Here is a 23,802-nt window from a genome sequence, read left to right on the forward strand (position 1 = left end):
GTTGGCTCAGAATTCGTCGAGGTCGTGCTCGAAGTCGTCGAGGTCCTCCTGCGTCAGTTCGACCAAGGGGAGGTCCGACGGGGTGAGGCCACCGGCCGGCGTGTGCCGGGCCAGGCCGTGCAGGGCGTGTTCCCAGAGGCCGAGCAGGTCCCGTGCCTCGGCCTCGGTCAGGAAGGAGTCCGGCCAGGAGGCGGAGACGTGCAGCCGGACACCGTCCGTCTCCTCTACGGCGACGGCGTTGATCTCCAGGCCGAGAACACTGGCCGGAGTCGGCACCCGGAGCATGGGGGCTTCGGGAGCGAGCTCCCATGGCTCCTCCCGCGAGCCGGAGGCGGTGAAGCGGCCCAGGTAGTTGAAGAGGATCTGCGGCTGCGACAGTTTCTCCAGAACTGGTGCAGTGTCGGGGTTGAGGTGGCGCAGGAGGCCGTAGCCGATCCCGTGGTCGGGTACGGCGCGCAACTGCTCCTTGATCCGCTTGAGCGCGCTGCCCGCGGCCGGCCCTCCGGACAGCGCGTCGTCCACGTCCAGCGGGCCGGGGTCGATGCCGACGGGGTGGAAGGTGGTGAACCAGCCGACGGTGGACGACAGATCGACGCCCTCGACGATGCCGTCCTCGCGCCCGTGCCCCTCAAGGCCGACCAGCAGCGCACGCCCGCTCAGGTCACCACGCCGCTCCCGCCAGGCCGTGGCGGCGAGGGCGAGGGCGGTGAGCAGGACGTCGGGGACGGCGGCGTGATAGGCGGCGGGCACGTCGGCCAGCAGGGGCTCGGTGAGGGCGGGTGGCAGCACCAGGCTGCGCTCCTGTGACGTGGCCCCGGCGCCAGGGCTGCGGTCGATCAGCGGACGTGCGTCGTCCAACGCTCGTGTCCACCAAGCCAGTTCGTGTATCCGGTCGGGCTTGCGGGCCTCCTCGCCGAGGAGTCTGCTCCAGGTGCGGAAGGAGGTGCCGCCGCGCGGCAGGGGACGGCCGGACTGCCAGGCCTCCGCCAGGTCGGCCATGATGATCCGCCAGGACACACCGTCGACGACCAGGTGATGGGCCACGAGCAGCAGCCGTCCCGGGTCGGTGAACCAGACGGCCTGGAGCATGCGCCCGGCCGCCGGGTCGAGCCGGGCCACCGCGGCGGCCAGCTCGTCGTCGAGTGCCGCGTCCCGCACCTGGCTGAGCAGGTCGCCCGCACGGACCGCTCCTTCGGCCGGTACGACCAGCTTGTCCGTCAGCCGGGCGCGGAGCACGTCGTGGCGGTCCAGCACCGCTTGGAGTACGTCGACGGCGGTGTCGTACGTCAGATCCGGCGGGGTCACGAGCAGCACCGCCTGGGCGAGCCCGGCGTAGGAGCCGTCGGGGCCGGCCGTCCAGTGCATGATCGGGGTCAGGTCCGCCTCGCCGGCCGGCTCGTCCACGGGGGCGGTGTCGGTGCGCTCGGCGGAGGCTGCCGCCGCCAGACCGGCCGGGGTCGGGGTCTGGAAGACCTGACGGGGGCTCAGGGCCAGGCCGGCCTTGCGGGCCAGGGTGACCAGTCGGATGGAGACGATGCTGTCGCCGCCGAGCTCGAAGAAGTTGTCGTCGACGTCGACGCTGCTCAGCCCGAGCACGGAGGCGAACAACTCGCAGAGCAGGCGCTCGCGTGGGTCGGCGGGTGCGCGGGTCGGTGTACCCGAGGCCGGGGTCCGGGGTGCGGGCAGGGAGGCTCGGTCGACCTTGCCGGAGGGCAGGAGGGGGAAGGCGTCGAGGGCGGTGAGGGTGCGCGGCACCATGTGTTCGGGCAGCCGTTCACGGAGCCAGCCGTGCAGGTCCCCGAGGTCGTCGACGGCCAGGTAGTACCCGGCGAGCTGCTTGACGCCGGGGGCGTCCTCCCGGATGACCACCACCCCGCGCCGGACGCCGGGATGCTGTTCGAGGACGGCCTCGATCTCCTCCAGCTCGACCCGCATGCCGCGGATCTTCACCTGGTTGTCCGCCCGGCCGAGGAACTCCAGGGTGCCGTCGCGCTGCCACCGCACCAGGTCGCCGGTGCGGTAGAGCCGTTCGCCGGGCGGGCCGAAGGGGTCGGCCACCCAGTGGTCGGCGGTGCGGCGCGGGTCGTTCACATAGCCGCGGCCGAGGTAGACGCCCCCGGCGTACAACTCGCCGGGCACGCCGACCGGCACCGGCTGCAGGCGGTCGTCGAGGACGTGGAGCCGCGTGTTGCCGTTGGGCCGCCCGATGGAGACGGCGCTGCGGATGGCGCCGGTGCGGTACACGACGTGGCTGACGCCGATGGTGGCCTCGGCCGGTCCGTACCCGTGGTACATCACAGCCCGGCTCGCCGTGCGGAAGCGGGCGAACAGCTCGGGGGTGAGCACCTCGCCGCCGCACCACACGTGCCGCAGCGAGCCGGCCCGGCGGGCGAAGCCGTCCAGCTCCAGGAGCAGGTCGAGCATCGAGGAGACGAGGTAGGTGAAGGTGACCCGGTGGCGCTCGACGGTGTCGAGGAGGTAGTCGACGTCGCGTTCGCCGCCCGGTTCGGCGATCACCACGCGGCCGCCGTTCACCAGCGGCAGGAAGAACTCGTTGATGGAGATGTCGAAGCCGAGCGGCGCCTTGAACAGGGCGGCGTCGTCGGTCCCGAAGCCGAGCAGCCCGCGCTGCCACAGCAGGCGGTGCGCGATGGCCCGGTGCCGGATCATGGCGCCCTTGGGGACGCCGGTGGAGCAGGAGGTGTAGATGACGTAGGCGAGGCCCTCGGGATCGACGGCGACGTCAGGGTTCTCCGGCTGCTCCGGACCGTCCAGGCGCACCTCCACGAACGGCGGGGCGTCGTCCCCGAGAACGGCTCCGTCGCCGCCCTGCTTTCCCAGGACCGCCGTCAACGCCGCGCTCCGGCAGACTTCGGCCACCCGGCGCGCCGGCCACGACGGCTCCAGCGGCACGAAAGCCCCGCCCGCCTTCAGCACGGCGAGCAGTCCTACGACCATCTCCACCGAGCGGTCCAGATGGATCCCGACGCGGCGCTCGGGCCCCACGCCCAGTGAAGTCAGCTGCCGGGCGAGGCCGTTGGCGCGATCGTTGAGCTCGGCGTACGTCAGTCGCGTCCCGCCCTCGATGCCGTACTCCACGGCCGTGGCGCGAGGGGTCCGCGCCGCCTGTTCCTCGAACAGCGCGGTGAGGGTGGTGGCCGGCATGGGGTGCGCGGTGTCGTTCCACTCCCCCAGCATCAGGGCCCGCTCGCGCGGGGTGAGGACGTCGGCGAGGGAGACGGGCAGATCCGGGCGCCGGGCCAGGTCGCCTGCCAGCCGCACGAACCGCTCGACCATGTCCTGGGCGGTTTCGCCGTCGTACAGGTCGCGGTTGTACACGAGCGCACCGGTTATGCCGTGGCCGTCCGGCTGTTCGAAGACATGGAAGGCGAGGTCGGTCTTCGCCGTGTAGAAGTCGACGCGTGGTTCGCTCAGCGTCAGGCCCGCGAACTCCCTTGTCTCCTGCGGGACTTGCTGATGCGCGAGCATCACCTGGAACAGCGGGTGCCGGCCCATGGAGCGGGTCGGGGCGAGCGCGTCCACCAGCCGTTCGAACGGCAGGTCCTGGTGGGCGTAGGCGTCCACGTCCGTCTCGCGCACCCGGGCCAGCAGGGTGCGGAACGTCGGGTCGCCGGAGACGTCGGTACGCAGGACCAGGGTGTTGACGAACAGGCCCACCAGGTCGTCGAGGGCCGCGTCGCCCCGGCCGGCGACGGGGGTGCCGAGGGGGATGTCGTCTCCGGCGCCCAGCCGGCGGAGCAGGACCGCCAGGGCGGCCTGGAGCGCCATGAAGACGGTGCCGCCGGCCTCAGCGGCGAGGTCGCGCAGCGTGCGGTGGACCTCGGCGTCGAGGGTGAAGTCCACGGCTCCGGCCCGGTAGCCGGCGACGGCCGGCCGAGGGCGGTCGACCGGGAGCTGGAGTTCTTCGGGTGCCCCGTCCAACTGCCGTGACCAGTAGTCCAGTTCGGCGTCGGTGAGGCCGCCTTCGTCGAGCAACTGGCGCTGCCACAGCGTGTAGTCGGCGTACTGCACGGGGAGCGGAGGCCATTCGGGACGGGTGCCGCGCAGCCTGGCCGCGTACGCCGTCTCCAGGTCGCGCAGCAGTGGCTCCGCCGACCAGCCGTCGGTGGCGATGTGGTGGACGAGCAGGAGCAGGACGTGCTCGTCGGGGGCGAGAGCGTACAGCGTGGCCCGTACGGGGATCTCGGCGTCCAGTGCGAAGGAGTGCGCGGCGGCCTCGCGCAGCAGGGCGTCGACCTCCCCGGCCCGGGTCGGTACGACCTCGAAGGGCACGGTGGCCTGCGGCAGGATCCGCTGGTAGGGCGTGCCGTCGTCGTCCGGGTAGATCGTGCGCAGCACCTCGTGGCGGTCGACGACGTCGTGGAGGGCCGTGCGCAGGGCGGCTGCGTCGAGCGGTCCGGTCAGACGCACGGCGGTGTGGATGTTGTACGTCGGGCTGGGTCCCTCCAGCCGGTACAGGAACCACAGCCTCGCCTGCGCGGAGGACAGCGGCACCGGGTCCGGGCGGAGGGCCGGCCGTAGCACGGGGCGCTGTTCGGCGGCCGGGGCCTCCAGGAGCGGGGCGAGCTCGGCCACGGTCGGTGTGTCGAAGACCGCCCGCAGGGGGACGACGGCCCCCAGCTCGGCCCGGGCGCGGGCGACCAGGCGGGTGGCCAGGACCGAGTGGCCGCCGAGGGCGAAGAACTCGTCGTGGATGCCGACCGCAGGCAGCCCGAGCAGGTCGGCGAAGAGGGCGCAGAGGGCCGCTTCCGCGTCGGTGCGGGGAGCCGTCGCGGTGGTGAGGTCGGAGAGGTCGGGGGCGGGCAGGGCCGCTCGGTCGAGTTTGCCGTTGGGGGTGAGCGGCAGATCGGCGAGGATGACGACGGCGGCGGGCACCAGGTGCTCCGGGAGCTTCGCCTTGAGGTCCTGCCTGACCCGCAACGGCTCCAGCGGGGCGCCGGGTTGGGGTACCGCGTAGGCGACCAGCCTCGGTTCGCCCGGCTGGTCCTGACGTACCGTCACGACCGCTTGGGACACGCCGGGCAGTGCGGCCAGGGCGGCCTCGGTCTCGCCGGGCTCGACGCGGAAGCCGCGTATCTTCACCTGGTCGTCGGACCGGCCGAGGAACTCCAGCACGCCCTGCGCGCTCCAGCGCACCAGGTCACCGGTGCGGTAGAGGCGGGTGCCGGGTGGGCCGTAGGGGTCGGCGACGAAGCGGTCCGCGGTGAGGCCGGGGCGGCCGAGGTAGCCGCGGGCGAGCTGGGCGCCGCCCAGGTAGAGCTCGCCGGAGACGCCGGGCGGTACCGGGCGCAGGTGTTCGTCCAGGACCAGGGTGCGGGTGTTCCACACCGGGCGGCCGATCGGTACGGACCCGGCGGCGGACCTGGTCCCGGCGGCGCACGGCCAGGCGGTGACGTCGACGGCGGCCTCGGTCGGGCCGTACAGGTTGTGCAGCTCGGTGCGGGGCAGCAGCTCAGCGCACCGGTCGGCGAGTTCGGTGGGCAGGGCCTCGCCGCTGCACACCAGTCGGCGGAGCACTCCGCGTGCCCGCCCGGCGGCCGGGTCGTCGAGGAAGACACGCAGCATCGAGGGGACGAAGTGCGCGGTCGTGACGCGTCGGTCGTGGATCAGCTCGGCGAGGTAGCCGGGGTCGCGGTGGCCGCCGGGGCGGGCGAGCACGAGGACGGCCCCGGTGATCAACGGCCAGAAGAACTCCCACACGGAGACGTCGAAGCCGGCCGGCGTCTTCTGCAGTACCCGGTCGTCCGGGCCGAGTCGGTACGTGTCCTGCATCCACACCAGCCGGTTGACGATCCCGGCGTGCGGGACGACGGCTCCCTTGGGCCGGCCCGTGGAGCCGGAGGTGTAGATGACGTAGGCGGGGTGCTCGGGGCGCAGGGGCTGAAGGCGGTCGGCGTCGGTGAGTTCGGTGGGGTCGAAGGCGGTGGTGTCCGTGTCGAGCAGGAGGAGGGGCACGCCGGGTGGCAGGATCCGTGCGGTGTCCGGGGCGGTGAGGACGAGGGCCGGCGCGGCGTCCTCCACCATGAACGCCAGCCGCTCGGCCGGGTACCCGGTGTCCAGCGGGACGTAGGCCGCACCGGCCTTGAGTACCGCGAGCAGCGCCACCACCAGGTCGGTTCCGCGGTCGAGGGCCACCGCGACACGGGCCTCGGGACCGACTCCGTGGGAGATCAGCAGGCGGGCGAACCGGTTGGCGCGGGCGTGCAGCTCGGCGTAGTCGAGAGCGGGCCGGTCGTCGTCGGCGATGAGGGCGGGAGCGTCAGGGGTGCGGGCGGCCTGCTGGGCGAGGAGGTCGGTGAGGTGGGGGGCGGCCGGGACCGGGCGGTCGGTGGCGTTCCACTCCTCCAGCACCCGGTGCTGCTCGGTGTCGCCCATCAACGGCAGGCGTGACACGGGAAGTTCGGGCTCGGTGAGGGCTGCCGCGAGGAGTGTCTCCAGGTGGCGGAGCTGCCGGTCGACGGTGTCCGGGATGAACAGGGCGCTGCGATAGGTGGCCTCGATCCGCAGCCGGCCGTCGGTGAGGAACGCCTCCAGGGACAGGTCGAACTGGGTCGTGTCGTTGTGGACGGTCTGCCATGCGGCGGTCACCCCCGGGAACTGCGGCCCTTCGAGTCCCTGGGTGAGGAAGAGGAGCATGACGTCGAAGTAGACGGCGCGTCCCGGCTGCCGTTCCGGCTTCAGCTGCTCGACCAGCTTGTCGAAGGGCATGTCCTGGTGGGCGTATCCGTCCGTGCACAACTGGCGTACGCGCTCGACCAGTTCCACGAATCCGGGGTCGCCTTCGAGGTCGGCGCGCAGGGCGAGGGTGTTGCCGAAGTTGCCGATCAGCTTTTCGAGGCCGGGTAGGTCGCGGTTCATCACGGCGGAGCCGATGGGGATGTCGGTGGCGCCGGTGGTGCGGTGCAGCAGGGCCGCCAGGCCGGCGAACAGCACCATGAAGGGGGTGACGCCCGCGTTGCGCGCGAAGGCGGTGAGGCGTTCGGTGACGTCGGGGGCGAAGGTGTGGAAGCGGCGGTCGCCGTGCGCGGTGGGGCGGGCGGTGCGGGGGGCGTCGGTGGGCAGGGCTAGGGGGCGGGGTGCGGGGGTCAGGGCGGCGCGCCAGTGGTCGAGATGCCCGGCCAGGCGTTCGTCGGTCCAGGTGGTGTGCTGCCAGTGCGCGAAGTCGCCGTATTGAACGGGTAGTTGTTCCAGATCGGCGGGCTCACCGGTGGCCGCCGCGCGGTAGAGGGCGGTGAGGTCGTGGGAGAGGGCGTTGAACGTCCCGCCGTCCCAAGCGATGTGATGGACGGTCAGGACGAGGGTGTGGTCCTGCTCCGCCCGCTGGATCAGCAGGGTGCGCAGGGGGTGGTGGGCGGCGAGGTCGAAGGGGGTGGCCGAGGCGGTCCGGGCGAGGGCCGACGCCTGCCGGTCCTGCTCCTCTCCTGTCAGCCCGCGCAGGTCGGCGGTGGCGAACTCCAGCTCCGCGCCCGCGTCCACGATCTGTTCCGGCGTGCCGTCCTCGGCGGCCGGGTAGCGGGTGCGCAGCACCTCGTGGCGGTCGATCAGGTCCTGCAAGGCCGTGCGCAGGGCGGGCGTGTCGAGGGGGCCGCGCAGACGGATCGCGAGGCAGACGTTGTAGGCGGGGCTGGCCGGGTCGAGTTGCTGGAGCAGCCACATCCGGGACTGGGCGTACGACAACGGCAGCCGGGCCGTGTCCGCCGGGCGCCGGGGGATCCGCTCGGAGCGGTCGGCCGTGCCGGCCAGGCCCGCGCTCTCCAGCCGGCGGCGAAGGAGTTCGCGCTTGCGTGCCGCGAGGTCGGCGGTGGGGGTCTGCGTCACTGGTCGCCGCCTTTCAGGAGCAGTTCTAGGGACGTGGTCCACAGCGCGGCGAGCCGTTGGATCTCCGGCTCGGGGAAGAGCCGCTGCGGCCACTGCCAGCACACCGACAGTTCGGTTCCGGTGATCACCGCGTCGACGACGAGGGCGTAGGGGGCGGGCATCTCGGGGTCGGCGCCGCTGCCCATGGCACCGGTCTCGGGTGCGCTGGTGAACACGGCGTTGTCGCGCCGCTCGCCCAGGGTCATGCGTCCCAGGTAGTTGAACTGGATCTGGGGCTCGGCGAGTTGAGCCAGCTGTCGGCTCGCCTCCGGGTCGAGGTGGCGGAGCAGGCCGTAGCCGATGCCCTTGTCGGGCAGGGCGGCGAGCTGGTCGCGGACGCGGCGTACCTGGTCCGCTCCGGGCGGGGGACCGGGATCCAGCCGGACCGGGAAGACGCTGGTGAACCAGCCGAGGGTGCTGGAGAGGTCGGCGCCGGGGACGAGGTGCTCCTCGCGGCCGTGGCCCTCCAGGGCGATCAGTACGGAGGGGTCGGGTGCGGGTGCGCCGCGCCAGGCCGGTACGGCGAGTGCCAGGGCGGTGAGCAGCACGTCCTGGAGGGAGGCGGTGGTCGTCAGGGGTTCGGTGATGTCGGGGCCCAGGGTGGTCCAGTGCCTGCGGACGGTGGCCCGGGTGTCGTGGGCGGAGTCCAGGGGGCCGGTTCCGAGGGGTGGTTCGGGTCGGTCCAGCACGCCCTTCCAGAAGGCGAGTTCGGGCGACCGGTTCGGCGCCAGCTCATGGAGCGCCCGCGCCCACTCCCGGAAGGAGGTGCCGACGGGCGACAGGTCCCTGCGCTCCCAGGCGGCGGCCAGGTCGGCGACGAGCACGCCCCAGGACGCGGCATCCGTCACCAGGTGGTGCAGCACGACCAGGAGCCGACCCTCGCGACCGCCTCCGGCGTCGAACCACAGGAACCGCGCCATCGCCCCGGCGGCAGGGTCGAGTTCGGCGACGAGCTCGTCCATCGCCTCCGGCACGAGGGTGCCGGTCGCCGTGTGATCCAGACGCTCGGCGTCGATACGGCGTACGCAGCCGGCGGCGCTGGTCGACCCCGGGGATGCGGCGTGGAAGCGCCAGGAACCGTCGCCTGCCCGGGTGAAGGTGGAGCGCAGCAGGTCGTGCCGGTCCAGGACGGACTGGACGGTGCGGTGCAGGCCGTCGAGGTCCATGTCGGGCGGGGTGCGCAGGAAACGGGCCTGGCTGAGGGCGCGGAAGGGGCCGTTCTGTTCGGTGAGCCAGGTCAGGACGGGGGTGAGGGGGATGTCACCGGTTCCCGCGTCGGGGTCGCTCGTGCGGCGTTCGGTGGCTTGCGCGAGGTGCTCGGTGGTGGCCGCGTGATCGGCGAGTTCCGCGAGTTCCGCGAGTTCCGCGATTGTGGGCCGCTCGAAGACGTCGCGGGGTGAGATCGCCAGCCCGGCGGCCCGTGCCTGGCTGACCAGCCGCATCGACACGATGCTGTCGCCGCCCAGCGTGAAGAAGCTGTCGTGCACGCCGACCGCGTCCAGTCCGAGCACCTCGGCGAACAGCGCGGCGAGCCGCTGCTCGACCGGGTTCCGGGGCGGCTGCGCGGCCGGCCCCGCGGAGCGGGAGGGTGGTGGGAGGGCGGCGGTGTCCAGCTTGCCGTTGAGGGTGAGCGGGAAGCCGTCCACCGGGACGAAGGCCGACGGGACCATGTAGTCGGGGAGTACGGCGGCGACGGCGCGGCGCAGTAGTTCGGCCGTCTCCTCGGCCGTGTCCTCATCCGGGGGTGCGGGCGAGGTTACGGAGGGCGCGGCGAAGATGACGTAAGCCACCAGGCGCCGTACTCCGGGCGTGTCCTCGCGGACGACGACGGCCGCGCGCTCGACCAGGTCCTGTTCCAGCAGCACCGCCTCGACCTCGCCGGGTTCGATCCGGTATCCCCTGATCTTGACCTGGTCGTCGACCCGGCCGAGGCACTCCACCAGTCCGTCCGCGGTCCAGCGGGCCACGTCGCCCGTGCGGTACATGCGGGCGCCGGGGCTGTCGGCGAAGGGGTCGGCGACGAAGCGGCTCGCGGTGGCGGCGGGTTGGCCGAGGTAGCCCCTCGCCAGGCCGGCGCCGGCCATGTACAGCTCGCCCTCGACACCGACGGGCACGGGGTTGAGGTGGCCGTCCAGGACGTAGAGGGTGCCGCCCGCCACGGGGCGGCCGATCGCCGGTCGCTCGGTGAGGGCGAGGTCGCAGTCCGCCGAGTCGACGGTGCATTCGGTGGGGCCGTAGAGGTTGTGCGCGGCGAGACCGGGGGTGGCACGCAGGGTGCGCCACAGGTCCGGGGGTACGGCCTCGCCGCCGACGCCGAGCACCTTCAGCCGGGCCCGCCAGTCGCCGCCCTGGGCGACGAGTTCGCCCAGCAGGGACGGGGAGAGCTCGATGAACTCGATGCGCTGCCGGGCGAGGAAGTCCCGCAGGGCTGTGGGGTCGCGGCGGATGTCCTCCGGGACCAGGTGGAGTTCGTGGCCGGCGAACATCCACAGCATGGGTTGCCAGGAGGCGTCGAAGGCGGTGGGCCAGGCGTGGCCTACGCGGAGGGCTCCGCCGGTGGCTGTGGAGGCCGGTTGGTGGAGGGCTTTGTTGTGGGCGGTGAAGAGGTTGGTTATGGCTCGGTGGGGGATGACCACGGCCTTGGGGCGACCAGTGGAGCCGGAGGTGTAGATGACGTAGGCGGGGTGTTCGGGGAGGAGGGGTTGGAGCCGGTCGGTGTCCGTGAGGTTGGAGGCCGGGATGTGTTCGAGGCGCTTGCGGGTGTCGGGGGCGTCGAGGACGACGCAGCGGTCGGGTGGCAGGGCCGGCGGGCGGCTGCGGGTTGTCTGTGGCTGGTCGCGCCCACGCGGCGCAGCCGCATATGTCACAGCCCCGCGCCCCTTGAAGGGCGCCGCAGTGGACGTCGTGATGAGCGCGACGGGGCTTGCGTCCGCCAGCATTGCGGCGATGCGCTCCTTTGGCCATGCCGGGTCCAGGGGCAGATAGGCCGCGCCCGCCTTCTGGATGGCCAGGATCGCTGTCATGGTGTCCGGAGTGGGCGGCAGCGCGAACGCCACGATCTGTTCCGGGCCCGCACCCAACTCGACGAGTAGTCGGGCCAGTTGGTTAGCGGCGGTGTTCAGCTGGGCGAAGGTCAGGTGCCGGCCCTCCCCCACCACGGCCACGGCGTCCGGGGTTCGGGCCTCCTGGGCCTCGAACACCTCCGGCATCGTGCGGTACCACGGGGTCGGCAGCCTTTCGCCGAGGCCTCGCGTCAGCAGGGCGGCCCGCTCGCCGGGGGTGAGGACGTCCAGGGCGGCCAGGGGGGCGTCCGGGTCGGCCGGCACCGCGTGCACGAGGCGCTCGAAGCGCCCGGCCAGCTCCTCCACCGCCGTACGTTCGTAGCAGTCGGGGCGGAACTCGAAGACGACACCGAGCCGTTGCTCGGCCAGTACGGCCAGGGTCAGGGGATAGTGGGTGGCGCCCGATCCCTTGACGTCGGCGATGCGCAGCCCGGCCGAGGACTCCGCCTGGGCGACCGACGCCTCGTCGATGGGGTAGTTCTCGAAGACCAGCAGGGTGTCGAAGAGGTCACCGGTGCCCGCCAGGCGCTGGATCTCGGTGAGACCGAGGTGCTGGTGGTCCATCAGGCGGGACTGTTCGTCCTGGACGCGGCGCAGGAAGGCTCCCGCCCGCTCCGCCGGGGGTACGGTCACCCGGACCGGCACGGTGTTGATGAACAGGCCGATCATGGACTCCACACCGGCGAGTTCCGCGGGCCTGCCGGCCACCGTCGCGCCGAAGACCACGTCGTTCCGGCCGGTCAGGCGGGCCAGGAGCAGCGCCCACAGGCCCTGTACGACCGTGTTGACCGTGACGCCCCGGCGCCTTGCGAACTCCTGTATCCGGCCCGTGAGTTCCTCCGTGAACCGCAGGGTGTGCAGCTCAGGGAGTATCGGGACCAGGCCGGCGGCCGAGGGGGACAGTACCGTCGGTGCCGCCCCGGCCAGCGCCCGGCGCCAGGCGTCGGCGGAGGTCTCGCGGTCGCGGGAGGCGAGCCAGGCCAGGAAGTCGCGGTACGGGCGTACGGCGGGCAGCGGGGGTGTGGTGCCGGGGGCGAGCTGGGCGGCGTAGAGCTGGAGGAGTTCGCGGGCGAGGAGGGGGATGGACCAGCCGTCCAGCAGGAGGTGGTGGTTGGTGAGGATCAGCAGCCAGCGGTCGGTGGCGCGGCGGAGCAATGTCAGGCGGAGAAGGGGCGGGTCGGTGAGGTCGAAGCGGGCGGTGGCGTCGGCGGCGATCAGCCGGGCCGCCTCGTCCTCGTCGGTGGCGTCCGCGTCCAACCAGTGAACCGGGACCTGTTTGAGAACGACCTGCACCGGTTCGTCCAGGTCCTCGTGGAGGAAGGCGCTGCGGAGGTTGGCGTGGCGGGCGAAGAGTTCCTCGGCGGCGGTGCGCAGCAGGGCGGGGCGCAGGGGGCCCTCGATCTCCACCAGGGACTGCATGGTGTAGACGTCCTGGGCGCTCTCGTCGAACAGGGCGTGGAACAGCAGGCCCTGCTGGAGCGGGGAGAGCGGCAGAACGTCCTCGACCAGGGAACCGTCGTCCCCGGGTGCCTTGCTCATCGAGTCCTCCACCTCGCCTTGACGTTGTCGAGCTGCGACTGGCTGAGCGACACGAGCGGGGCGCCGGTCGCAGTGAACTCCTCGGGCGCCGGGGCGGCTTCGTCGGGCAGGGCGGCGGCGAGTCCGGCCGGGGTACGGTGGGTGAACACGTCCCGGGGGGACACGGTGAGTCCGGCTCTGCGGGCTCGGTCGGCCAGGCGGACCGAGACGATGCTGTCGCCGCCGCCTTCGAAGAAGTCGTCGTGGATGCCGACCCGTTCCAGCCCGAGCACCTCGGCGAACAGTCCGCACAGCACCTTCTCCGGTTCGGTGCGGGGAGGTTCGTAGGCGGACGTCTGCGTGAAGTCGGGGGCGGGCAGGGCGCGTCGGTCGAGTTTGCCGCTGGGGGTGAGCGGCAGTTCCTTGAGGATCACCACCGCCCAGGGGACGAGGTGGGCGGGGAGCCGTTCGGCCAGGGCGCGGCGCAGGGCGAGGGCGTCGAGTGCGGCGCCGGGGACCGCTACGACGTAGGCGACCAGGCGTCGTGGTGCCGGGCCGTCCTGTCCGGGTCCGCCCGTCGTGGCCACGACGGCCGCCCGGCCGACGTCCGGCAGTGTGCGGACGGCCGCCTCGATCTCGCCGGGTTCGACCCGGAAGCCGCGGATCTTCACCTGGTCGTCGGCCCGGCCGAGGAACTCCACCGTGCCGTCGGTCCGGAGCCTGGCCAGGTCGCCGGTGCGGTAGAGGCGGCTGCCCGGGGGGCCGAAGGGATCGGCGACGAAGCGTTCGGCGGTGCGGCCGGGCCGGCCGAGGTAGCCGCGGGCCAGGCCGGCTCCGGCCAGGTACAGCTCGCCGACCGCCCCGGCGGGCGACGGGCGGAGGAACGGGTCGAGTACGTGGACGCGTGTGTGCGCGATCGGCCGCCCCAGCGGCACCGTGCCCTCACCGCCGTCGTGGACGTGGATCAGGCTGTCGCCGGCCGCCTCCGAGCAGCCGTAGAGGTTGACCAGGCGGGCCTGTGGCCAGCGGCGGGTGAGGGCGCCGGCCAGTTCGCCGGGGAGGGTCTCGCCGCTGGAGATCCAGGTGCGGACGGTGGAGAAGGCGTCCGGCGGGGCGGATTCGACGAGGGTGGTGTAGAGGCTGGGGACCGCCGTGAGGAGGGTCGCGCCGTGGCGGTCGGCCAGTGCGGCGAGGGCCTTCGGGTCGCCGGTCGTCTCGTCGTCGGCGAGCGCCACTGCCTCGCCCGCGACGAGGGTGCCGAGCAGCTCGGTCAGCCCGTCGATGAAGCTCAGCGGGCTCTTGGAGACGCGGACACCTCCGGGGGACCCCAGCTCCCGCCCCCAGTGCAGACGGTTGGCCAGGGCGCGCTGGGTTCCGATGACGCCCTTGGGGCGGCCGGTGGAGCCCGAGGTGAAGATGACGTATGCCGGGTGGTCGGGCGACAGGAGTGGGCGCCGGCGCTGCGGTACGGCTGCCTCCGCGTTCGGCGGGCACACCAACTCCTGCTGGATGCCCAGCTGTTGTGCGGTCGGCGCATCACAGATCACCAGTGCGGGGCGGGCGTCGTCGAGCATCAGCGCGATGCGGCCGGGCGGGTAGCCCGGGTCGAGCGGCATGCACGCGGCGCCCGCCTTCAGTACCGCGAGGAGTGCGGTGACCAGGTCGGGGCCGCGGGGCAGGGCGACGGCGACCACGGCCTCCGGTCCGGCGCCGCGTACGGTCAGCGCGGCGGCCAACCTGTCGGCGCGGGCGTCGAGTTCGGCGAAGGTCAGGGTGGTGTCGCCGTGGAGCACTGCGGGGGCGTCGGGGGTACGGGTCGCCTGGTCCTCGAAGAGGGCGCGGACCGTGGGGTGTGGGAGGGGGGCCTCGTCCGGGGTGGGGAGCTCGTCGGCCGGAGTGACGGCCAGGCGCGCGACGGGGGTCGCCGGGTTCTCGCTGAATTCCCTTATCAGCAAGTCGAGTTGCGCGGCGATGGCACTCACTGCGGCGGTGTCCAGCGCGGACGGGCGGTGGCTGAGTGTCAGGGTCAGCCGGGTGCCGGGCAGGGCGGTGAGGGTCAGGGGGTAGTGAGTGGCGTCGTGGACCGAGACGTCGGTCATGCGGAGGTCTTCGGAGCCGAGGGCCCGGGCGATGCCCGCGTCGTCGATGGGGTAGCTCTCGAAGACGAGCAGCGTGTCGAAGAGGACGGTGTGGCCGGTGGCGCGCTGGATGTCCGCGAGGCCGAGGTGGCGGTGGTCGAGGAGGGCGGACTGCTCGGACTGGAGTCGGGTGAGCAGGTCGGCGAGGGTTTCGGCGGGGCGGAGCCGGACGCGGACCGGCAGGGTGTTGATGAAGAGGCCGACCATGGACTCGATGCCGGGGACGTCCGCGTCGCGGCCGGAGACGGTGGCGCCGAGGACGACGTCCGTGCGGCCGGTCAGGCGGCTCAGCAGGACGGCCCACAGGCCCTGGAGCACGGTGCTGACCGTCACTCCGTGGGCGCGGGCGGTGGCGGTGAGCGCCTCGGTGTCCTGCTCGGAGAGTTCCCACGCATGCCGCTCGGGCTCCTCGGCGGGCAGGTCGCGGGCCTCCGGTGCGATGAGTGACGGCTCGTCAAGTCCGGCCAGGGCGGCCTGCCATGCGCGTTCGGCGGCGGCACGGTCCTGTCGGGCCAGCCAGGCGAGGTAGTCGCGGTACGGCCGGACGCGGGGCAGGGTGTCGAGGTCGTGGCCGCCCCGGGCGTAGAGCTGGAAGAGTTCGCGCACCAGGACGGGTGCGGACCAGCCGTCCCAGAGCAGATGGTGGGAGGAGATCACCAGGCGGTGGTCGCGCTCGTCGAACGTGACCAGCCGGAAGCGGACGAGGGGCGGCCGGGCCAGGTCGAACCGTTCGCCGCGGTCGTCGGCGAGCAGCCGCTCGAAGGCGGCCTCGCGCTCCGGTGGCGTCAGCGCGGAGAGGTCGGTGACCTGCCACGGGGTCCGCACCGCCCGCCTGATCACCTGGACCGGACGCCCGGAGCGCTGGGTGCGGAACGCGGCCCGCAGGTTGGCGTGGCGGGCGAGCAGTTTGGCGACCGCCACGCTCATGAACAGCTCGTCCACCGGCCCTTCGAGGCGGAGGGTCATCTGTCCGGCGTAGACGTCGTGGCCCTGTGCGTCGTACAGCGCGTGGAAGACCATCCCCTCCTGCATCGGCGACAGGGGGAGAACGTCCTCCACGGCCGGGCGGCCGGCCATCAGCCCTCGGCCCGGCGCATGGCCTCGGCGAGGCTGCGCGGGCGCATGTCCGTCCAGTGCCGCTCGACATACTCGAGGCAGGCTTCCCGGGCGGCGGGGCCGTGCACGGACGACCAGCCGGCGGGTATCGGCGCGAAGTCCGGCCACAGGGAGTGCTGGCCCTCGTCGTTGACCAGGACACGGAAGACGCCGCTGTCGTCGTCGAAGGGGTTGGCCATGGCTCAGTTCCTCTCCTGCTCGCCGGACGGGCGTGGCGCGGTGGGGGTGAAGGCTCCGGTGAACTGGTCGGCCGCGCCCGGTACCGGTTCGGCGGGGTCGGCGCCGAGCGCGACGATCCGGTTGGCCTTGTCGACGTGGACGACCCGGGGCCGGTGGGCGGCGCGCTCGGACTCGTCGAGCCCGGCGAAGGACATGATGATCACCAGATGTCCGGGGTGGACGAGATGGGCGGCGGCTCCGTTGATCCCGATGACTCCGCTGCCGCGTTCACCGGTGATGGCGTAGGTGGTGAGTCGGGCGCCGTTGTCGATGTCGACGACCTGGACGGCTTCGCCCTCGACGATGTCGGCGGCTTCCATGAGGTCCTGATCGATCGTCAGGGATCCGACGTAGTGCAGATCGGCTTGAGTGACGGTGGCTCGGTGGATCTTGCCGTTCAGCAAGGTGCGGTGCACCATGACCCCCTGAGGAGACTACTTAGGTGAGGCTAACCTAATTCAGCAAGAACGGTCGTGGAAGAGCGGTCACGGAAGAACTCCAGCAGCACCCGGTTCACTTCGTCGGGCCGCTCCAGATAGCCGTAGTGCCCGCAACCCTCGATCTCCCGGTAGACGGCGCCCGGGACGGCGTCGGCGACCTCGCGCCCGAGGTGCGGCGGCAGGACGACGTCGTCCGCGAAGCCGACGACCAGACAGGGCACGTCGATCGCCCGGTACGCCGCCAGCCGGCCCTCCGGGACCTCCAGGTCCAACTGGGCCCGGGCGCCGGGCCCCTCGGGCTGCGGTGAGAACTCGAAGAGCGCCAGCCAGTCCTGGAACCGCCGGTCGTCGCCCAGGGTGGCCGGGGACAGGTTCTGCAGGGCGCGGATCCAGGCGGAGTAGGCGGGCGGCAGCTTCGAACCGCTGTCGTACAGGGCGCGTTCGGCACGGGTCATCGCGGCGCGCAGCACGTCCGTACGTCCCCGGGTGGCCATCAGCACGCCCTGCCGGACGAGCCGGGGCCGGGCGAGCATCAGCTCCTGGACGACGTACGCGCCCAGGGAGACGCCGACGAACCGGCACGGCGCGAGGTCGAGGTGCTCGGCCAGACCCGCCGTGTCGGCCACCAGGTCCCCGACGGTGAAGCCTTCGGGGCACTCGTCGGTGGGGGGTGTGCCGCGGTTGTCGAAGGTGACGACCCGGTATCCGGCGTCGACCAGGGCCGGCACCTGGTGCAGGTGCCAGGCCCGGCCCGCGGCGCCCTGGCCCATCACCAGGACCACCGGCTCGCCCTCGCCGGTGTCCTCGTAGTGGAGCCGGATTCCGTTGATGCGCGCGCTCGGCATGGTTCTCCGCCCTGTCGTGGGGAGGTTCTGCGTCAGTCGGCTGCCGGGGAGGCCTCGGCGGGCGTCTCCCGGTCGTTCCCGTCGGCATCCGGAGGCCGGCTGAGCGTGGCCTTCCGCAGGGCCGGCATGGCGAGGGCCAGGGCGCCCACGCCCGCCAGACAGACCACTCCGCCGACCACCACGGCCCCGCTCGACGAGCCGAGCGCCCTGGCCACCAGGCCCGCCTCGACGTTGCCGACGGAGGGGCCGGCCGTGGCCTGGGCCAGCCACAGGCTGCCGACGCGGCCCTGGAGCCGGTCCGGCGTGTAGTGCTGGAGCAGGGCCCGGCGCAGGATCTCCGAGACGGTGTCCCCGAGTCCGGCCAGGGCGAGGAAGACCAGCGCGAGCCACAGGTTCGGGCTGAGCCCGAAGCAGGTGATCGCCACGCCCCACACCGCGACCGCGCCGATCAGTGCCCGTCCCGTGTGGTGCACCCTGCCGGTCCAGCCGCTGGTCAGCGCGCCGAAGAAGGAGCCCACGGCGGGCGCGGTGTAGAGCAGTCCGACGGTGGACGGGCCGCCGCCGAAGTGCTCGGTGCCGAGTTCGGGGAAGAGGGCGTACGGCATCGCGAAGACCACCGCGCAGACGTCGATCAGCAGCAGTCCGGCCACGACCTGGTTGCCGCGCAGGAACCGCAGCCCCTCCCCCATCGCCTTCAGCGGGTGCTGCGGCTCGGCCGTGCCCTCGGGAGCGAGCTTGGGCAGGGGGGCGAGGAGGGCGAGCCCCACGACGTAGACGGCCGCGTCGATGGCGAAGCACCAGGCGACGCCGGGGCCGGCCGCGATGACGCCCGCGAGGGACGGTCCGATCATGCCGCCGAGCTGGGCGGTGAGGGTGGTCAGCGCGCCGGCGGCGGCCAGTTGCCCGGGGGTGACCAGGGCGGGTGTGGCCGCCATCAGGGCCGGGCCGCCCAGTCCGGCGGTGAAGCCCGCGAGCACGGCCGCCACGAAGACGAACCACACCTGCGGGTCGGGCAGCGCGGCGTTCACCGCGAGCCCCGCGATCACCACCGCGGTCGCGGCGCGGGTGACGAGCATGACCTTGCGCCGGTCGGCCCGGTCGGCGAGCAGGCCGCCCGTGACCAGACCGACCAGCAGCGACAGGCCCAACACCAGGCTCATCAGGCCGACTTGGACCGACGATCCGGTGAGGTGGTAGATCTGGAGGCTGGCCGCCACCGAGGTGAGATGGGTGCCGACCATGGAGATCGCCTGGGTGGCGAAGATCAGTCTGAAGTCCCTGCTGGAGCGCAACGGCGCTACGTCGACGACGACTTCTCCCAGCTTCACGCGCGCCCCTGCCCCTGTGCCGGGATGATGTACGGGGCGACGCTGCGGAGCTTCTCGCAGGTCTCCTCCAGTTCGCGGGCCGGGGTCGACCCGGCGAGGATGCCGGCGCCGGCCCGCAGCCAGGTGCGGTCGCCCTCCTCGAAGACGCTGCGCAGGACGAGCGCCGCGTCGAGGGCACCGTCGCTGCCGGCCCTCAGTACCGCGCCGCTGTAGATGCCGCGTGGCTCCTTCTCCAGCCGGGCGATGCAGTCGTAGGCGGGCGCCTTGGGGATACCGGAGGCGGTCACGGCGGGGAACACCGCGCGCAGGACGTCCCAGGCGGTGGCGGACTCGGCCAGGAGGCCGTGCACGCTGGAGCCGAGGTGCTGCACGCTGCCGCGTCGGCGGACGGTCATCAGGTCGCGCACGGAGACCGTGCCCGGCCGGCAGACGGTGGCCATCTCCTCCTCGGCGAGTTTGACCGACAGCACGTGTTCGGAGATCTCCTTGGGGTCGGCGAGGAGTTCGGCGCGCAGGCGCTCGTCCTCCTGGTCGCCGAAGCCGCGGGCGCGGGTGCCGGCGAGGGGCTGGGTGACGACCTCGCCGTCCGCGCCGACCTCGGCGACGGTCTCGGGGCTGAAGCCGGCGACCCGGCGCCCGCCGAGGTCCAACAGGAAGGAACGGGCGGGGGTGTTGTGCGAGCGGCCGTGGACGTAGGTGGCGACGAAGTCGACCGGGAAGGGCACGTCCACGGTCCGCGAGAGGATGACCTTCTGGAGCTCGGTCGTCCGTATCTCCTCGATGGCCTGGGCCACCATGTCGGGGTAGCGGCCCTCACCGTCCGCGACCTCGACGGGGCGGGAGGCGGCGGCGCGGTCGGCGGGGGCGCTGTGGAGTAACCCGGTCAGTGCCTCCAGCGTCTCCTGGTCCGCGCTGCGGATGAGGACGCCGTGCCGACCGAGCCTCACTTCGCTGTGCGGGACGATCAGATGGAGCAGTTCGTCGTCGCCTGCCCGGTCGGGGCGGGCGGTGTGGAGATGGGAGAACTCGAACGCCATCCAGCCGTAGGCGTTCCAGCCCTCGGCGGCCATCCGGCCCAGTTCCTCGTGGACCTGGCGCAGTGGGTGCGGCCCGAGCGGGGCCGCGGACTCCTCGTCGAGCCATCGGCGGCGGACCTCGGAGCGGTCGACTTGGATCTCGCCGAGCGCCCCGCCGGCGAACCAGAAGTCGCCGTTCTGTTCGTAGATCACGTACTGGTCGAACAAGCCCGACTCCGCCAGCTCTGCCGCCAACTGGACGGGGTCTCCCGGCAGTTCCGTCTCCGCGCTCCGATAACGCAGCAAGGACCCACCTCCCTGGACTTAGGTTAACCTAACCTAATTCGCTACGACCCTAGCCTCCCCGGCGCGGTGCCGTCCAGATCGCACCGCAGGCTTGACCCCGATACGCGATTAGGTAAGCCTTTCCTAAACAGCAGGCGGGAGTTGAGGATGCTCGACGGTTGGGTGCCCTGGCCGGAGCCGTTGGCCGAGAAGTACCGCGCAGAGGGCTACTGGGAGGGCCGGCCGCTGGACCGGCCGCTGAGGGACAGCGCCGAGCGGGCGCCCGGGCGGACCGCACTCGTCGACGCCGACGGCAACCGGTGGACGTACGCCGAACTCGATCTGCGCGCCGACCGGATGGCGGCGGGGCTGCGACGGCTCGGCATCGGGGCCGGCGACCGGGTGGTGGTCCAACTGCCCAACACCGACGCGTTCGTGGTGCTGTTCTTCGCGTTGCTGAGGGCGGGCGCGATACCGGTGCTCACGCTGCCCGCGCACCGCGAGAGCGAGATCGTGCATGTCGCCGAGGTGTCCGGCGCTACGGCGTACGCGATCCCGGACCTGCACGACGGCTTCGACCACCGGGTGCTGGCCCGGGCCCTGCGCAAGACGGTGCCCGGAGTCGAGCACGTCCTTGTGGCAGGCGACGCCGCCGAGTTCACCGCGCTCGCCGGCCTCGACGCCGACCCGGTCCCGCTGCCCGTGCCCGACCCCGGGGACGTGGCCGTCCTGCTGCTGTCCGGCGGCACGACCGGCAAGCCGAAGCTGATCCCGCGCACCCACGACGACTACGCCTACAACGTCCGCGCGAGCGCCGAGGTCTGCGGCTTCGGCGGCGACACCGTCTATCTGGTGGTGCTGCCGACCGCGCACAACTTCGCGCTGGCCTGCCCCGGTCTGCTCGGCACGCTGATGGCGGGCGGCACCGTGGTGCTCGCCCCCACGCCGAGCCCCGAGGACGCCTTCGCGCTGATCGAACGGGAGAAGGTCACCGCAACCGCCGTGGTCCCGCCGATCGCGCTGCTGTGGCTGGACGCGGTGGAGTGGGAGGAGGCCGACCTCTCCTCGCTGGGCCTGCTCCAGGTCGGCGGCTCCAAGCTGGGTGCCGAGCCCGCCGCCCGGGTCGCACCGGCCCTCGGCTGCACCCTCCAGCAGGTCTTCGGCATGGCCGAGGGCCTGCTCAACTACACCCGGCTCGACGACCCGGCCGAGCTGGTGATCGGCACCCAGGGCCGCCCGCTGTCCCCCGCCGACGAGGTCCGCGTGGTCGACGAGGACGATCACGACGTACCGCCGGGCGAGAGCGGCGAGTTGCTCACGCGCGGCCCTTACACCCTGCGCGGCTACTACCGCGCCGCCGAGCACAACGCCCGCGCCTTCACCACCGACGGCTACTACCGCACCGGCGACCTGGTCCGGGTCCTGCCCTCGGGGCATCTGGTCGTCGAGGGCCGGGCCAAGGACCAGATCAACCGGGGCGGCGACAAGATCTCCGCCGAGGAGCTGGAGAACCACATCCTCGCCCACCCCGGTGTGCACGACGCGGCCGTGGTCGGCATGCCCGACGAGACGATGGGCGAGCGGACCTGCGCCTACCTCGTAGCGCGCGGGCAGGCCCCGGCGCAGCGGGAGTTGGCGGCGTTCCTCACCGAGCGCGGGGTCGCCGCGTACAAGCTGCCCGACCGGGTGGAGGTCGTCGAGGCCTTTCCCCGCACCTCGGTAGGCAAGATCGACAAGAAGACGCTCGGCCGGCTGATCGCCGAACGCCTGCGCGCGGAGGGCAGTGGTGGCAACTGAGGCCGGATCGGCGCCTCTTGTACGGACGGACAGGGCGAGAAGGCAGTCCAAGCAGTCCAAGCAGTCCCCCGGGCGCCGCAACTCGACCCGCACACTGGCCGTGCTCGGTGCCCTGCTCCTGCTGATCACCGCCGCGACGCTCAGCCTCGCGGTCGGCTCGCGTGCCCTGTCGCCGGGCGTCGTCTGGGACGCCCTGCTGCACGACGACGGCTCGACCGCGGCCTCCGTCGTCTGGGACGTCCGCGTGCCGCGCACCCTGGCGGGCATCGCCGCCGGGGCGGCCCTCGGGGTCGCGGGCGCGCTCATCCAGGCCCTCACCCGCAACCCGCTGGCCGACCCGGGGCTGCTCGGCATCAACGCGGGCGCCGCCACCGGCGTGGTGCTGTCCATCACGGCTCTGGGCATCACGAGCCTGTGGGCGTCGGTGTGGTTCGCCATGCTGGGCGCGGTGGTGGCGGGTCTGCTGGTGTACTCGCTGGCGTCGGGCGGTCGCGGCGGTGCCACTCCGGAGCGGCTCGCTCTCGGCGGTGCGGTGATCGCGGCCGTGTTCACCGGCATCAGCCAGACGCTGATGCTGCTGGACGCCCAGGCGCTGGACCAGCTGCGGTTCTGGAGCGTGGGTTCGCTCGCCCGCGCCGACGACGAGACCCTGACGACGATCACGCCGTTCGTCGTGGTGGGCCTGGTGCTCGCGCTGGCGCTGGTCCGTCCGCTGAACGCGCTCGCGCTGGGCGACGACGGCGCCCGGGCGCTGGGCGCGCACGTGGACCGCACCCGCTTCCTGGGCCTCGCGGCCATGATGCTGCTGTGCGGGGCGGCGACCTCGGCCGTCGGGCCGCTGGTGTTCGTCGGCCTCGCCGTCCCGCACATCGCCCGCATGATCGCCGGAGCCGACCAGCGCTGGACACTGCCGCTGTCCATGCTCCTCGCCCCCGCCCTGCTGCTCTTCGCCGACGTCCTCGGCCGGGTCGCCGTACGCCCCGACGAACTCGACGCCGGCGTGGTCACCGCGGTGGTCGGCGCCCCGGTGTTCATCGCCCTGGTCCGCTACCGCAGGGCGGTGACGGCATGACGCCCCAGGCACCGCCCGAGGCACCGACGCGGGCCACGGCCCGCTCACGCACCCGCTCGCATGTCGTACGAAGCCGCACGCACCGTTTCTCCCTACGGGTGGACGTGCGCGCCGTGACCGTCTGCGTCCTGGTGCTGGCCACCACCGCCGGCGTCGGCGTCCTCGCGCTCGGCACCGGCGAGTACGCGATCTCCCCGGCCGACGTGGTCCGCACCCTGCTGGGCAACGGCAGCCCGCGCACCGACTTCGTGGTCAACGACCTCAGACTGCCCCGTCTGCTGACCGGCATCCTCGTCGGCGCGGCGCTCGGCCTGAGCGGGGCCCTCTTCCAGAGCCTGACCCGCAATCCGCTGGGCAGCCCCGACATCGTCGGCTTCACCTACGGCTCCGCCACCGGGGGCCTGCTGGTGGTGCTGCTCGTCGGCGGCACCGGCGGGCAGATCGCCGTCGGCGCGGTCGGCGGAGGCCTGGCGACCGCCGTCCTCGTCTATCTGCTGGCGTGGCGGCAGGGCATCCACGGCTACCGGCTCGTCCTGGTCGGCATCGGCGTGAGCGCCCTCCTCCAGGGAGTGAACGCCTACCTCCTCGCCAAGGCCCGCTTCACCCAGGCCGCCCAGGCGATGGTCTGGCTCAACGGCAGCCTCAACGGCCGGGGTTGGGCGGACGTGCGCCCCGCCGCCCTCGGCCTCCTCGTCGTCCTCCCCCTGGTCGCGCTCGCCGCGAACCGGCTGAAGATCCTGGAGATGGGCGACGACGTCGCCGGCGGCCTCGGCGTCCCGGTCCAGCGCACCCGGCTGGTCATCCTGGTCCTGGCCACGGCCGCCTGCGCGGTGGCCACCGCCGCGGCCGGCCCCATCCCCTTCGTGGCCCTCATCGCCCCCCAGCTCTCCCGCCGCCTCACCCGCTCCCCGGGGCCCAACCTCCTCGCCGCCACCTGCACCGGTGCCCTCCTCGTGGTCACCGCGGACTTCGCGTCCCAGCGCATCCACGAGTCGGCCCAGCTGCCGGTCGGGGTGGTGACCGCGGTGGTCGGCGGGGTGTACCTGGGCGTGCTGCTGCGCAGGCAGCGGCGGGCGGGGCGGATCTGA

11 protein-coding genes are annotated in these 23,802 nt (G+C 72.8%); 3 read left to right on the top strand and 8 right to left on the bottom strand.

The genetic code is table 11. The features are described 5' to 3' along the window. Positions 1-6 precede the first annotated feature (6 nt). Genes AQJ67_RS07885 through AQJ67_RS07920 form a run of 8 tightly spaced genes read right to left on the bottom strand, consistent with a single transcriptional unit; the run spans position 7 to position 19,866 of the window. Positions 7-7,839, bottom strand: coding sequence for a non-ribosomal peptide synthetase (locus tag AQJ67_RS07885; protein WP_062717313.1), 7,833 nt, complete (start codon positions 7,837-7,839; stop codon positions 7-9). Continuing rightward, positions 7,836-12,479, bottom strand: coding sequence for a non-ribosomal peptide synthetase (locus tag AQJ67_RS07890; protein ID WP_244190386.1), 4,644 nt, complete (start codon positions 12,477-12,479; stop codon positions 7,836-7,838). The genes AQJ67_RS07885 and AQJ67_RS07890 overlap by 4 nt, the downstream gene beginning before the upstream one ends. Then, on the bottom strand, positions 12,476-15,673 hold the full coding sequence (locus AQJ67_RS07895; protein WP_062717315.1) for a non-ribosomal peptide synthetase: 3,198 nt from the start codon (positions 15,671-15,673) through the stop codon (positions 12,476-12,478). The genes AQJ67_RS07890 and AQJ67_RS07895 overlap by 4 nt, the downstream gene beginning before the upstream one ends. Continuing rightward, positions 15,673-15,891, bottom strand: coding sequence for an MbtH family protein (locus AQJ67_RS07900; RefSeq protein ID WP_062717316.1), 219 nt, complete (start codon positions 15,889-15,891; stop codon positions 15,673-15,675). The genes AQJ67_RS07895 and AQJ67_RS07900 overlap by 1 nt, the downstream gene beginning before the upstream one ends. A 3-nt stretch (positions 15,892-15,894) precedes the next feature. After that, positions 15,895-16,347, bottom strand: coding sequence for an aspartate 1-decarboxylase (gene panD / locus AQJ67_RS07905; protein ID WP_062717521.1), 453 nt, complete (start codon positions 16,345-16,347; stop codon positions 15,895-15,897). Between the two features lie 32 nt (positions 16,348-16,379). Then, complete coding sequence (locus tag AQJ67_RS07910; RefSeq protein WP_062717317.1) at positions 16,380-17,216, bottom strand: alpha/beta fold hydrolase; 837 nt, start codon at positions 17,214-17,216, stop codon at positions 16,380-16,382. Between the two features lie 32 nt (positions 17,217-17,248). Further along, positions 17,249-18,544, bottom strand: a complete 1,296-nt coding sequence (gene entS / locus AQJ67_RS07915; protein WP_062717318.1) for an enterobactin transporter EntS — start codon at positions 18,542-18,544, stop codon at positions 17,249-17,251. After that, positions 18,541-19,866: a salicylate synthase gene (locus AQJ67_RS07920; RefSeq protein ID WP_062717319.1), complete on the bottom strand. Its 1,326-nt coding sequence runs from the start codon at positions 19,864-19,866 to the stop codon at positions 18,541-18,543. The genes entS and AQJ67_RS07920 overlap by 4 nt, the downstream gene beginning before the upstream one ends. 147 nt (positions 19,867-20,013) lie before the next feature. On the opposite strand from AQJ67_RS07920, the gene AQJ67_RS07925 reads away from it, so the two are divergent. Genes AQJ67_RS07925 through AQJ67_RS07935 form a run of 3 tightly spaced genes read left to right on the top strand, consistent with a single transcriptional unit; the run spans position 20,014 to position 23,802 of the window. After that, on the top strand, positions 20,014-21,642 hold the full coding sequence (locus AQJ67_RS07925; RefSeq protein WP_062717320.1) for a (2,3-dihydroxybenzoyl)adenylate synthase: 1,629 nt from the start codon (positions 20,014-20,016) through the stop codon (positions 21,640-21,642). Then, on the top strand, positions 21,632-22,714 hold the full coding sequence (locus AQJ67_RS07930; RefSeq protein WP_062717321.1) for a FecCD family ABC transporter permease: 1,083 nt from the start codon (positions 21,632-21,634) through the stop codon (positions 22,712-22,714). Before AQJ67_RS07925 ends, AQJ67_RS07930 begins: the two co-directional genes overlap by 11 nt. Continuing rightward, positions 22,711-23,802 carry a FecCD family ABC transporter permease gene (locus tag AQJ67_RS07935; protein WP_244190387.1) on the top strand — a complete coding sequence of 364 codons (1,092 nt, stop codon included), beginning with the start codon at positions 22,711-22,713 and terminating at the stop codon, positions 23,800-23,802. The genes AQJ67_RS07930 and AQJ67_RS07935 overlap by 4 nt, the downstream gene beginning before the upstream one ends.

The organism is Streptomyces caeruleatus, from assembly GCF_001514235.1.
GTDB classification, from domain to species: Bacteria; Actinomycetota; Actinomycetes; order Streptomycetales; family Streptomycetaceae; genus Streptomyces; species Streptomyces caeruleatus.

What these genes read in the sequence shown, in the direction of transcription:
- AQJ67_RS07895 (WP_062717315.1), bottom strand. Translation starts at nt 15,673, where the DNA reads ATGGCCGGCCGCCCGGCCGTGGAGGACGTTCTCCCCCTGTCGCCGATG.
- AQJ67_RS07935 (WP_244190387.1), top strand. Translation starts at nt 22,711, where the DNA reads ATGACGCCCCAGGCACCGCCCGAGGCACCGACGCGGGCCACGGCCCGC.
- AQJ67_RS07900 (WP_062717316.1), bottom strand. Translation starts at nt 15,891, where the DNA reads ATGGCCAACCCCTTCGACGACGACAGCGGCGTCTTCCGTGTCCTGGTC.
- AQJ67_RS07925 (WP_062717320.1), top strand. Translation starts at nt 20,014, where the DNA reads ATGCTCGACGGTTGGGTGCCCTGGCCGGAGCCGTTGGCCGAGAAGTAC.
- AQJ67_RS07890 (WP_244190386.1), bottom strand. Translation starts at nt 12,479, where the DNA reads ATGAGCAAGGCACCCGGGGACGACGGTTCCCTGGTCGAGGACGTTCTG.
- AQJ67_RS07910 (WP_062717317.1), bottom strand. Translation starts at nt 17,216, where the DNA reads ATGCCGAGCGCGCGCATCAACGGAATCCGGCTCCACTACGAGGACACC.